Below are 13,225 nucleotides of genomic sequence, written 5' to 3'. Positions count from 1 at the left end.
TCATGACCACCCTCTCGACCACGACGCGCACGACCGCCTTCGGCGGGCTCGTGCGGCGAGTGCGCGCAAGGTCGTAGCGCCATCCCTCACAGGCCCCGCCGGTTCCGGACGGGGTCTTGTCGTTTCTCCGTCCGTATCGGTCACTCAGGAGAAACGCAATGCCAGAAGTCTGTTCCCCGAAACGCGCACTGCTCGTCATCGACATGCAGGTCGGCCTGTTTCACGGCCCCGAGCGGCCATACGACGGCGAGCGCGTGCTCGCGAACATCAACCGGTTGATCGGTCGCGCGCATGAAGCCGGTGCACCGGTGTTCGCCGTGCGCCACACCGGGCCTGTCGGTTCGCCGATTGCGCCCGGTTCCCCGCTGATCGCGCTGGTGCCGGAACTCGAGATCGATATGAAGCGTGACATCGTGTTCGACAAGGCACTGTCGAACTGCTTCGCGGGTACGCGGCTCACCGAATGGCTGCGCGAGGCCGGCATCGGCGAGATCGTCATCGCGGGAATGAAGACGCAGTACTGCGTCGATACGGCCTGCCGTGCGGCCGCCGATCATGGCTTTCGTGCGGTGCTCGTGACCGATGCGCACACCTGCATGGACACGCCGGAGCTGCCGGCCGAGCGGATCGTCGCGCATCACAACACGACGCTTGGTGGGCCGTTCGCGACGCTGACGACGACGGAGCTGTGCGGGTTTTGACATCAGTCTCGGTTCAATCACACATCCGAATGCTCGCGCATGAAGTGTTTCAGCATGGGCACGAAAAAATCGTGCCCACCGATCAGCGCGATTTCTGTTCCAAAAAGAGGAAGCCACTGGAAACTGAATTCAATTGGCTCACCACCGGAACTTGGAACGGTTTCGAAATGCGACCAATGCGCCTTCATTGCACACGTGTCGCTCACCGTGACATGCACGACATGCCGGTGTTGGACCTCGCTTCGTCCGAATTTCGTCATCGAATAGAAGTAGTCTCCAAGGACTCGCACGACTTGGGCATCGTCGATGCCACTTTCCTCGCGAAGCTCGCGTAGCGCAGCGGCTACCGGCCTTTCTTCCCGGTTCATCGTGCCGGCAACCACCTGCCTTCCGGCTTCCGGGAACCCGGGTTGCGTAAAAGTGAGCAACCTATCTCGCCACGTAAGATAGACAAGTACCTTGTCCTTGATTTGCACGATGATTTTCCCAGTCGGCACCGCTTGAACTCGACAACAGGTCAATTGATTTACAGTTCTCGAACCACTTCGCTCAACGTCCGGATCGCCGTTGACCGAAAAGCATTCGAACTGTCGAGCGGTGCGCTCTTGTCCGTCCAGGCGATGGCCGCCAGGCATTGCACACCAACATAGTAGAGAAATTCCGTTCGAGAAATCTGCTCACCGTACGTCTTCTCCCAGCCTGCGAGAAAGGCACGCCGCAGCGTCTGGTCGGAAAAATCCATATCCACCCAGACGATCTTCGCCAGATCGTAGGTTGCATCTCCAATGCGCGCGGCGTCGAAATCCAGAATCCCGGAAACGCAATCATCGGCGTCGACCAGGATATTTCTTCCGATGTAGTCGCAATGCAGAAGCCGGATATCGGATGGCTCACGCAAACTGGCACCGGAACGAAGAAGTTGATCCAGCTGGATACGGTATTCGGAGTAGTCTGGGGCAGCCCGGTTCAAGCGTGACATCCACTTCGAAACCATCCCTTCAAGATGAGCACGCCACTCGACGGTGTGCCCCAACGTCCCATCACGCTGCTGCCAGAATTTCATCCCCAACAAGCGGGATGGCGTGATCGCGCGATGAAGCTGCCCAAGAGCAGCACCGGCAGCCGCAACGAGCCGAAGTTTCGTCTCGCTTCCGGCGCCTTTCAAAGCATGATCAAGCTGATTGCCCGGAATGGCGCTCAGGACGACGACCGCATAGTCGTCCCAAACGGCGTTCTCCAATATTTTCGGTGTGAAAGAACTCGCTTCGAGCGCTTCCAGGATTTCACATTGCCGGTCGAAAGCCGCTTTATCCGTCGTCGCCTTGACGAACACCCTTTCATGCGAGGTACGGGCCTCGGCGACGAACGTGCCATCCCGCTCGACAACCAGCCTAAGATCGTCGACTCGGACAATTTTTTCCAATGCGGCCAGATCCTTCATGTGAAAGAGATTCCTGTATGCGTTGCCAAGGGCGTCAAGATTACACAACGAACGTTCTGCCGTACTCGTATCTCGTCTTTTGAGTCCGGTGCGATGTACTGAAGGTCGGCACGGCAGCGATCCGGCAAGCCGTGTAAACGCAAAAAGGCACGGGCTTACAACCCGTGCCTTTTGGACGTCCGACGCCCCTCGCCCTCAGAACGTATGCATCATCCCCACATAGGCCCCCGTCTGCGACTCGCCCGTCATCGGGCTCGTCCCCGACGTCGCGTCGCGCGGCGTCGCGAGCAGCGAGAAATTCGAGTTGCCGCCGTTTCGCACATAAGCGACCGTGCCATAAAGGAACGTGCGCTTCGACAGGTTGTACGTCGTGCCGAGCACATACATCATCGCGTGCCCCGACGGATCGTGCGACGCATCGCCACCGCCATCTCCCACCTTCACGTAGTAACCGCCGCCCGTCACGGCCCATTGCGGCGTCGCGGTGTAAGTCGCGCCGAGCCAGTAGTGATCGGCGCGGTCGGCTACGCCGGCCGGGCTATCCGGCGCCTGGTAGTGCGTATACGCACCCTGGATCTTGAACTTCGACACCTTCACGTTCGCGCCGACGAAATACTCGCGCGACGCGGTGAAGATGTTGCTGAACTTGCCGTTGTTGTCGCGCAGTTCGTCGTAGATGCCGCGCACGTCGAGCAACGGCGAGTGGTACGAGATCATGATCCCGTCCGAGCGGCCGAAATCGTCGGCCGCACCGTAGTTGAAGCCGCGCGACTGGTTGCCGAACGCGTATTGCGCCTGCACGTCGAAGCCGCCGATCACCGGGCTGTGATATTCGATGTTGTTGCTGGTCTGCTGCCAGTTGCGGCCGCGCACGAGCGAGGCCGACGAAAACGCCTGCTGCACGAACGGGTCGAATTCCCACACGCCGTCGCTGTCGATGAACAGGTTGCGGCCGGCCTGCAGCTGGCCCCACGTGTTGCTCTTCAGCCCGACGTACGCGCGCCGCGACCACATGCGGCCGCCGCCCGTCTGGCCGTTCATCACCTGGAACGCGGTTTCGAGGTTGAAGACCGTCGACAGCCCGCCGCCGAGATCCTCGATGCCCTTCAGCCCGAACATGCTGGTGCCCCAGTCGCCGCTTTCGGCGCTCCAGCGGGTCCCGCTGCCGCCATTCGGCTTCGCTATGTGGTTCAGGTATTCGATGCCGCCGTCGACGCGGCCATACAGCGTCACGCTCGTCTGTGCAAATGCGGCCGCCGGTGTGGCAGCCGCGATCAGCCATGCGAAATGTTTGAGTCGCAAAATGATGCCCCCTCGGAGTCTCGACCTTCCAGCACGCGCCCCATGCGCGCGCCCCGGGTCCGTTTATCCGCGATCGATCGAAAAGCGACCGGGGCCCGCCGCGCAAAGCGCGAGCAGGCCGCCGGCGATCGCGATGTTCTTGTAGAAATGAATCATGTTGTTGATCTGCTCACCGCCCGTCATCGTCCAGTAGTGGTGGCCGATGATGCCGGTGCCGATCGTATAGAGTGCCAGCAGCAGCGCGAGCGCCCGCGTCTGGAAACCGACCAGGATCGCGATCCCGACGAACAGCTCCATCACGACGGAAATCGCGGCGGAGATGATCGGCGCGGGCGCGCCTTCGGAACCCATGAACGCGATGGTCCCGGGGAAGTCGACGATCTTCTTCCAGCCGAACATGACGAACAGGATCACGAGCAGGATCCGGGCAAGCAGCAGCAGCACATCGCGCTGGGACGCGAGAAACGGTTGATTCGGTGTCATGGTGTCGATCAACGAAAGCGATGCGCACGGCGAAAACACGCCCGGCGCACCGGATTGCGAATGAACCAGGACGGGCGGCCGCCTGCGCCGCCCGCCCCGCTCTGCAACAACCGGCATCGGGCAACAACCCGATGTGCTGTGCTCCTCCTCTTGTCAGTTATCGCCCTGCTTCGTCGCGCGCCGCCTCAACGCAGCTTCGCGACGTCCTGCTCGGTCACCTTCGCGGCCGGATTGCCGAACTGCCCGGTCAGGTAGTTGGTCAGCGCGGCGATCTGCGCATCCGACAGCTCGTGGCGGAACGCCGGCATCCCGACGTCCTCGCTGCCGGCCTTGCGCTGCACGCCGTTCAGGATCACCTGCACGAGGTTGGTCGGATTCGATGCGCCGACCGTCGAGTTGTGGAACAGCGGCGGGTAATAGCCGTCCGGCGTGCCCTTGCCCTGCATCTGGTGACAGGTCGCGCAGTTGCCGAGATAGAGGCGGGCCGGATCGATGCCCGACGGCGCGAGCGCGACGCCGCGCAGCGTCAGGCCGTCCTCGGCCGGCTTGCCCCACGACGCGCGCGACTGCTTCGCATCGCCGCTGGCGACGGCCGGCACCGTGCGAATGTACGTCGAGATCGCGCCGATGTCGGCTTCCGTCATCTTCGAGAAGCTGTGCTCGATCGCCTCGGCCATCGGGCCGGCCGCCTGCGCGAGGCCCGGCACGCTGCCGGTGCGCAGGTACTGGACCAGTTGCTGCTGCGTCCAGCCGCCGATCCCCGCATTGGCGTCGGACGTAATGTTGTAGCCGTCCCAGCCCGCGAGCACCGAGCCCGACAGGAAGCTGCCGCCCGTTTCGTCGAGCGACTTCTCCTGCATCGCGATGCCGCGCGGCGTGTGGCACGTGCTGCAGTGCGCAAGCCCCTGGACCAGATACGCGCCTCGGTTCCACTCGGCGCTCTGCGCCGGCTTCGGCTGGTAGACACCGTCCTTCAGGAACAGCCAGTTCCAGATCTTCAGCGGCCAGCGCATGCTCAGCAGCGCGGGGATCTCGTTCTTCGGCGGCGCCTGCTTGACCGGCTCGACGCCGTGCATGAAGTACGCGTACAGCGCCTGCACGTCGTCGTCGTTGATCTTCGCGTACGACACGTACGGCATCGCCGGATACAGGTTGTCGCCGTTCTTCGACACCCCGTGGCGCACCGCGCGCTCGAAGTCCTCGGCCGACCAGTTGCCGATGCCCGTCTCGGGATCGGGCGTGATGTTGCTCGTGTAGATCTTGCCGAGCATCGGGACCGGCATGCCGAGACCGCCCGCGAACGGCTTGCCGCCCTTCGCGGTGTGGCACGCCATGCAGTCGCCCGCGACAGCGAGATATTCGCCGCGCTTGACCAGCGCCGGATCGGCCGCATCGGCCGCGCGTACGAGACCCGGCAGCGCGAGGCAGCCGGCGAGGAGGAAGGTGAGAGTAGATTTCCGCACGGTCAGACTTCCTTCTTCAGCGTGTCCGACATCCGCAGCGCAAGCGCCGCGATCGTCAGCGTCACGTTCACCGTACCGACGGTCGGCATCGTCGAGCTGCTCGAGATGAACAGGTTCGGATGGTCGAACGTGCGGCAGTCCTTGTCGACGACCGAGTCGCGTGCATCCGCGCCCATGATCGTCGCGCCCGTGATGTGGTTGTTCGGCGCGAACTCGTCGTTGAAGACGACTTCGGTGCCGCCCAGCACCTTCGCGGCCGTCGCGTAGACCTCGCGCGTGTGCACGGCGCCGCGCTTCACGTAGTCGTCGATCGCATACGTGATCTCGGGGCGCGGGATGCCGACCGCGTCGGTGGCCGTCTTGCTCGGCACGATGCGGTTCTCGGGTTGCGGCAGGATTTCGTGGAAGCAGTCGAACTGCACGTAGCGCGCGGAACGGTCGCGGATCTGCGCGTCGAGCTCCTCGGGCTTCATCAGCTTGCCGCCCTTGAAGATCTTCTGCGTTTCCTGGTTGATGCGCGACATGTTCGACAGGTGGATCTTCTTCGCGGCTTCGGTCGCGCGGAACGGGCCGTCGCGAAAACCGATCAGCGACGTCATCTCCTGCGGGCCGCGGCCCGGCCACAGCTTCTCGTTCGCGTAGAACGACACGCCGGTGCCCGGATGGTCCATCAGGTTGCGGCCGACCATGTCCGAGCTGTTCGCGACACCGTTCGGGAAATCGCGGTTCGCGGACATCAGCAGGATCTTCGGCGTCTCGATGCCGTTCGCGGCGATCACGAAGTACTTGCCTTCGACGCGATGGTCGGCGCCCGTCTTGTCCTTGTAGACCGCGGCGGTGATGCGCTTGTCCGGCCCGGTCTCGAGCTTGTAGACGACCGCGCTGTCGATCAGCTTCGCGCCGGCCTGCTCGGCCTTCTCGACGTGCACGATGCCGTTGTACATCGCGCCGATCGGGCAGATCGGCATGCAGTTGTTGTTCCCGCAACAAGTCGGCCGGCCGTCGTACGGGCGGCTGTTGCGCGCGACCGGCTCGGTCACCACGTGGAACTTCGGGTCATAGCCGTTGAGCGCGCTCTTGATCGTCTGCTCGTTGAACGACAACGGCAGCGGCGGCATCGGGTACGGCTGCTTGCGCGGCGAGTACAGGTCTTCCTCGGGGCCCGGGCCCCACACGCCGAGTTCCTCTTCGGCGCGCTGGTAGTAATGCTCGATGTCGTCGTACTGGATCGGCCAGTCACGGCCGACGCCGTACACGGTCTTCATCTTGAAGTCGTTCGGGATGAAGCGCCACGCCGACGCGGCCCAGTGCCACGTCGTGCCGCCCACCGCGCGGATGTACTGCGAGTTGAACTTGTGCTCGCCCTTCAGGATCAGGTAGTCGTTCGGCGGGCCGTATTCCGGATGCGGCGCCCACGCGCTCGACGGGTACGGCGCCATGAAGTCGGTCTTGTCGACCTGGTTGCGGAAGCGCTCGACGATTTCCCAGCGCGGCATGCGCGGGCCGGCTTCCAGCAGGACCACGGACTTGCCCGCCATCGCGAGCTGGTGCGCGACGATCGCGCCTGCGACACCCGACCCGACGACGACGACGTCGGCCTTTTGCGTATCGGTATCGGCCATCAGGCTTGCCTCTCGATCGGTTTTTCGGCCCAGAAGCCGGGTTTGTTGGGGCAATACGACGGGATCACGAGCGTATCGGATACGACGCTGAACATTAATGCTTCTTCGTAGGTAATCACGACGTTATCGACGATGCCGAGATACCACGCTTCAAGAATCTTCAGCGCGAGTGCTTCCTGGTCGGGATTCAGCGAACCGGACGCGAGTGCGCCGGCGAGTTGCGACAGGCTGTCGGCCGTCTTGAACGAACCCTTCTGCAACGCCTGCAGGAAGCGCTGGCCGAGCACGCGGCTCAACCCCTTCTTGCCTGTCACTGCTTCGGAGAGCGTCATGAACGTATCGAGCGGCGCGGTGCCGGGATCGTCGGCCAGGGCCCGCAACGCCAGCGAGCCCGTGAGGCCCGCCGCCGTCAGCGCCAGTGCGCCCTGCAGCCATTGACGCCGTGTGATGCCTGTTACGGCTGCGTCGCCCGAGCGACGCGAGTGGGGAGTGTTGTCGTTGTGCATGTTTCCTTCTCTCGAACACCGGATTCGGGAAAACCACGCTTGATATTTCTCAAACATTGGCGCGGACCTGAAATGTACGCGCACAAATCGGATCGAACAATCTTTTTATAGTCCATTAAATGTTCCGCAATCCGAGACAATCGACATTTCGCTGCATTTTTGTGTCGTTGACGCGACAAATCTGCGGCACGCACCCCAGTGTCGCACGCCGACGACACACTGTGCAGTGCGATGCGCGCGCAGGTCGGTCGGTTAGAATCCCGTGCAATCAAACAGAAAGCTTCCCTCCAAGGGCAACGAGCGATGAAGCAGCACGACAAACAGAACAAAGCAAAACGAACCAACCACACCACCCGGCTGCTCTGGCGCATCGGCGCCGTCGCGGCGCTCGGCGGCGCCACGGCGCTGTCGCTGCATGCGGGCGCGGCGCGCACGGTGAGCGTGTCGCCGCAAGGCACCGTCACCGAGGTCCGGCAAACCGTCGTCAAGTTCGACGAACCGATGGTCGCGTTCGGCTCGGCCTCCGCGCCGAATCCCGCACGCGTAACCTGCAACGATTCCACGGCCGCGCGCGGCCAGGGCCACTGGCTCGACGACAAGACCTGGGTTTACGATTTCGAAAACGACCTGCCGCCCGGCGTGCGCTGCTCGGTCGCGCTCAATGACGCCTTGCGTTCAGTCGCCGGCAACGCGGCGAGCGGCCCGCGCCGCTTCGCGTTCCAGACGGGCGGCCCGTTCCCGGTGAACGTCCGCCCCGGCTCGCGCGAGATCGAGGAGCGGCAGATGTTCGTGCTGAAGCTGAACGGCCCGGCCGAACCGCGCTCGGCGCTCGCGAACATCTGGTGCGAAGCGGCCGGCATCGGCAACCGCATTCCCGTCACGGCCGCCGACGACGATGCGCGCAACGCGCTGCTCGATCACTTCGGCCTGAAGAAGGATGCCGCGCGCGTGCTGACGCTGTCGTGCGCGCAGGCACTGCCGGCGAGCGCGAAGATGCAGCTCGTGTACGGCAAGGGCGTCACGAGCCCGAGCGGCATTCCGAACGAAACGGAGCGCCGCTTCGATTTCACCGTGCGCGCCCCGTTCGCCGCGAGCTTCTCGTGCGAACGCGAGAACGCGAAGGCGCCCTGCACGCCGCTGCGCCCGCTCACGCTGTCGTTCAACGCGCCGATCTCGCGCAAGAACGCCGAGGCGATCAAGCTGCGCGGCCCTGACGGAACGCTCGCGCCGACCTTCGCGGCCGACGACAAGAGCGAGGAAGTCACCACCGTCACGTTCAACCCGCCGCTGCCCGAACAGGCCGCCCTGACGATCGAACTGCCGTCGGGCCTGCGCGACGTGACCGACCGACCGCTGTCGAACGCCGACCTGTTCCCGCTCGCGACGCGCACCGCGCCGATGCCGCCGCTCGCGAAATTCTCGTCGGGCACCTTCGGGATCGTCGAGCGCTTCGCCGAACCCGATTCGCCCGCGCTCGTGCCCGTCACGCTGCGCAACGTCGAGGCCGACCTGCATATCGACGGCCTCAACACCCAGGGCGCGCAGTTCTCGAACCTGAAGGTCGACGACGACACCGCGATCCGCCAGTGGATGCGCACCGTCGACCGCTTCGACAACTGGTCGATGACGGCCGGCTCGATCGACCGCCAGATTCCCGGCCTGCTCGAACGCAAGGGCCAGCATCCCGTGTACGTGCCGCGCGAAGCCGGCGAAAAGGCGCCCGCGCCGAAGGATCGCCGCATCGACGTGCGCTCGCTGACACTGCTCAAGGGCCAGCCCGGCGTGCAGGCGCTGACGCTGCCGAAGGCGGACCCGAAGGCGCTGCGCCCGTTCGAGGTCGTCGGCGTGCCGATCGACAAGCCCGGCTTCTACGTGCTCGAACTCGCGTCGCCCGCGCTCGGCCGCTCGCTGCTCGCGAAGCCGTCGAGCATGTACGTGCGCACCACGGTGCTCGTCACCAACCTCGGCGTGCACCTGAAACAGGGCCGCGAAAACAACCTCGTGTGGGTCACGACGCTCGACAAGGGCAAGCCCGTGCCGAACGCGCAGATCCGCGTGTCGGACTGCAACGGCGACGAGATCGCGTCCGGCAAGACCGATGCGCAGGGCCTGCTGAAGATCGACGGCGCGTTCGAATCGAAGCGTGCCTGCAGCTCGTCCGACTCGGAGCAACGCTTCGACGACTACTTCGTGTCGGCCCGCGTGAACGATCCGAAGACGGGCCCCGACATGGCGTTCGTCAGCTCGGGCTGGAACCGCGGAATCGAATCGTGGCGCTTCAACGTGCCGACCGACACGGACAGCGCACGCACCGTGCGCGCGCATACGGTCTTCGACCGCACGCTGCTGCGCGCCGGCGAAACCGTGTCGATGAAGCATTTCATCCGTGCCGAGACGCTGCAGAGCCTCGCGTTCCCGTCGCAATACCCGACGCGCGTGACGATCCGCCATCTCGGCACGGGCCAGACCTACAAGCTGCCGCTCACGTGGGCCGCCGATCACAGCGCGGACACGCAGTTCACGCTGCCGGCCGCCGCGAAGCTCGGCGAATACAGCGTCGAACTCGAAGGCGGCCCGGAAGACGCGCCGACCGCCACCTATTACAGCGGCAGCTTCCGCGTCGAGGCGTTCCGCCTGCCGGTGCTGAAGGGGTCGATCGGCGCGCGCGACGCGCAGAAGAGCCCGCTCGTCGCCGTGAAGGAAGCGCCGCTCGCGGTGCAGATCGACTACGTGTCGGGCGGCGGCGCATCGAACCTGCCGGTGCAGGTATCGGCGCTGATGAAGTGGGCGTCGCCGCCGTTCGCCGATCGCTTCGAGGATTTCAGCTTCACGCCGTATCGCCCCGAAGCGAGCGACGGCAATGCCGACGACGATTCGCAGGACGGCGACAACGCATCGACGTCGAACAACGATCCCGACGCAACGAAGCTGATCGCCGACAAGCTGCCGCTGACGCTCGACCGCAACGGCGCGGGCTCGGTCACGCTGAAGGGCCTGCCCGACGTCGACGCACCGAAGCGCATCGCGCTCGAAGCGACGTTCGCCGACCCGAACGGCGAAGTGCAGACGATTCGCGGCGACACGATCCTGTGGCCGGCCGCGGTGGTGGCCGGCATCAAGGCAGGCCGCTGGGTATCGGTCGGCCAGCGCGTGCCCGTGCAGGCACTGGCGGTCGACCTGCAAGGCAAGCCGCGGGCGTCGGTGCCGATCGAGATCAAGGGCATCGCGCGCATCACGACGTCGTCGCGCAAGCGGATGGTCGGCGGCTTCTATGCGTACGACAACAAGAGCGACACGCGCGACCTCGGCGTGCTGTGCTCGGGCAAGACCGACGACAAGGGCCGCATGGCCTGCGACGCGACGCTCGAACAGGCCGGCAACGTGCAGCTGATCGCGGTCGCCAAGGACGGCGACGGCCGCACGTCGAACGCGTCGACGTCGGTGTGGGTCACGCGCGAGGACGAGCTCTGGTTCGGCGGCGACAACACCGACCGGATCGACGTGATCCCCGAGAAAACCGCGTACGAACCGGGCGAAACCGCCCGCTTCCAGGTACGCATGCCGTTCCGCTACGCCACCGCGCTGGTCGCGGTCGAACGCGGCGGCGTGATGGAAACGCACATCGTCGAGCTGAACGGCAAGAATCCGACGGTCGACCTGAAGGTCGGCGAATCGTGGGGGCCGAACGTCTACGTGTCGGTGCTCGCGCTGCGCGGCCGGATTCGCGAAGTGCCGTGGTACTCGTTCTTCACGTGGGGCTGGAAGGCGCCGGTCGAATGGGCGCGCGCGTTCTGGCGCGAAGGCCGTCACTATGAAGCGCCGACCGCGTTCGTCGACCTGTCGAAGCCCGCGTTCCGCTACGGTCTCGGCGAAATCAAGGTCGGCACGGGCGTGCACCGTCTCGGCGTGACCGTGACGACCGACGCGACCCGCTACACGGTGCGCAGCAAGGCGCAGGCGCACGTGAAGGTCACGCTGCCGAACGGCCAGCCCGCGCCGGCCGGCACGCAGATCGCGGTCGCGGCCGTCGATGAAGCCCTGCTCGAACTGATGCCGAACAACAGCTGGGACCTGCTCGACGCGATGCTGCGGCGACGCGCGTACGGCGTCGAGACATCCACGGCGCAGATGGAAATCGTCGGCCGCCGCCACTTCGGCCGCAAGGCCGTGCCCGCGGGCGGCGGTGGCGGCAGCGCGCCGACGCGCGAGCTGTTCGACACGCTGCTGCTGTGGAATCCGCGCGTGACGCTGGATGCCAATGGCAGCGCGACCGTCGAGGTGCCGCTGAACGACGCGCTCACGCGCTTCCGGATCGTCGCGATCGCGGCAGTCGGTCCCGACCGCTTCGGCACCGGCAGCACGTCGATCCGCAGCACGCAGGATCTGCAGCTGATTTCCGGCCTGCCGCCGCTCGTGCGCGAAGGCGACGCGTTCCGCGCGCAGGTCACGCTGCGCAACACGACCGACCGCGCGATGCAGGTCGTCGTGACGCCGCGCGTGACGGGCCTCGACGTCGCGCCGCAAACCGTCTCGCTCGCGGCCAACGCGGCCACCGAGGTCGCATGGACGATCACCGTGCCCGAGCAGGCGCTCGACGCGGCCGGTGCGCTGAACTGGCGCATCGAAGCAGCCGAGCAAGGCGGCAAGCGCGCGTCCGACGCGCTGGCGGTCGCGCAGAAGGTCGTGCCCGCGCTGCCGGTCACGGTCCAGCAGGCGACCCTCGCGCAAGTCGACGGCACGCTGACGGTGCCGATCGCCTCCCCGGCCGGCGCCGCGAACAACGCGCAAGGCCTGCCGCGCGGCGGCATCGCCGTGTCGCTGCAGTCGAAGCTTGCCGACGGGCTGCCCGGCGTGAAGCGCTGGTTCGAGCGCTATCCGTACCGCTGCCTCGAACAGCAGACCTCGCGCGCGATCGGCCTGCGCGACCCCGCGCAATGGCAGGCGCTGATCGCACGCATGCCCGTGTATCTCGACAGCGACGGGCTCGCGAGCTACTTCCCGCCGTCGTCCGACGATTCGCATGCCGGCAGCGCGACGCTGTCGTCGTACCTGCTCGTGGTGTCCGACGAGGCGAGCCGTCTCGACCCGCGCTTCGCGCTGCCGGAAGACCTGCGCACGCAGCTCGAGGCCGGGCTCGCGCGCTTCGTCGACGGCCGCCTCGAACGCAACCCGTGGGCGCCGCGCCAGGACCGCGACCTGCGCAAGCTGGCCGCGATCGAGGCGCTGTCGCGCTACGGCGCCGCGCAGGGCCGCATGCTCGGCTCGATCGAGATCGCGCCGAACCAGTGGCCGACTTCCGCGGTGATCGACTATCACGCGATCCTGACGCGCGTGAAGGACATCCCGCAACGCGACGAGAAGCGCGCGCAGGTCGAACAGATCCTGCGGGCCCGCCTGACGTACCAGGGCACGCAGCTCGTGTTCTCGACCGCCCGCGACGACGACCTGTGGTGGCTGATGACCAGCAACGAGACCAACGCGGCACGGCTCGCGCTGGAATTCGCCGGCGACCCGGCCTGGAAGGACGAGATGCCGCGCGTGACGGCCGGCCTGCTCGCGTTGCAGCGCCAGGGTGCATGGCAGACCACGACGTCGAACGCGCTCGGCCTGCTCGCGGTCGAGCGTTTCTCGCGCACCTACGAGAGCACGTCGGTGGCCGGCGCGACGAAGGTCGCGCTCGGCGGCGACGCGCGCACGATCTCGTGGA

Annotated in this window: 9 protein-coding genes; 2 read left to right on the top strand and 7 right to left on the bottom strand. The window is 65.6% G+C overall.

The window, feature by feature from the left end; all coding sequences use genetic code 11:
- Positions 1-158: 158 nt before the first annotated feature.
- Positions 159-701, top strand: a complete 543-nt coding sequence (locus tag G3N98_RS22830) for a cysteine hydrolase family protein (protein WP_206149287.1) — start codon at positions 159-161, stop codon at positions 699-701.
- A 17-nt stretch (positions 702-718) separates the two neighbouring features.
- On the opposite strand, the gene G3N98_RS22825 is transcribed toward G3N98_RS22830, so the two are convergent.
- The 7 genes from G3N98_RS22825 to G3N98_RS22795 all read right to left on the bottom strand — a co-directional run bounded on the left by G3N98_RS22825 (position 719) and on the right by G3N98_RS22795 (position 7,518).
- Entirely contained in the window at positions 719-1,177 is a 459-nt protein-coding gene (locus tag G3N98_RS22825) for an NUDIX domain-containing protein (protein WP_206149286.1), read from the bottom strand.
- 50 nt (positions 1,178-1,227) lie between these two features.
- A complete protein-coding gene (locus G3N98_RS22820; RefSeq protein ID WP_206149285.1) occupies positions 1,228-2,142 on the bottom strand; it encodes an aminoglycoside phosphotransferase family protein in 915 nt (304 codons plus the stop codon).
- Between the two features lie 195 nt (positions 2,143-2,337).
- A complete protein-coding gene (locus G3N98_RS22815; RefSeq protein WP_046548031.1) occupies positions 2,338-3,444 on the bottom strand; it encodes a porin in 1,107 nt (368 codons plus the stop codon).
- 63 nt (positions 3,445-3,507) lie between these two features.
- The gene (locus G3N98_RS22810; protein WP_089429075.1) at positions 3,508-3,927 is read right to left on the bottom strand and encodes a DoxX family protein; all 420 of its coding nucleotides are present in this window, start codon (positions 3,925-3,927) and stop codon (positions 3,508-3,510) included.
- A 185-nt stretch (positions 3,928-4,112) separates the two neighbouring features.
- A complete protein-coding gene (locus G3N98_RS22805) occupies positions 4,113-5,390 on the bottom strand; it encodes a cytochrome c (protein ID WP_206149284.1) in 1,278 nt (425 codons plus the stop codon).
- 2 nt (positions 5,391-5,392) lie between these two features.
- Positions 5,393-7,012, bottom strand: coding sequence for a GMC family oxidoreductase (locus G3N98_RS22800; protein WP_206149283.1), 1,620 nt, complete (start codon positions 7,010-7,012; stop codon positions 5,393-5,395).
- On the bottom strand, positions 7,012-7,518 hold the full coding sequence (locus G3N98_RS22795) for a sugar dehydrogenase complex small subunit (protein WP_089442267.1): 507 nt from the start codon (positions 7,516-7,518) through the stop codon (positions 7,012-7,014). Before G3N98_RS22795 ends, G3N98_RS22800 begins: the two co-directional genes overlap by 1 nt.
- 303 nt (positions 7,519-7,821) lie before the next feature.
- Between G3N98_RS22795 and G3N98_RS22790 the strand changes: the two genes are divergently transcribed.
- The coding region (locus G3N98_RS22790) for an MG2 domain-containing protein (protein WP_206149282.1) at positions 7,822-13,225 on the top strand (5,404 nt) is incomplete at its 3' end.

Origin of the sequence: Burkholderia sp. Tr-20390 (assembly GCF_017104595.1) — a bacterium.
Lineage (GTDB): Bacteria > Pseudomonadota > Gammaproteobacteria > Burkholderiales > Burkholderiaceae > Burkholderia.
The sequence above is the reverse complement of the archived record's forward strand: the minus strand, read 5'-3'. Positions and strand labels throughout refer to the sequence as shown.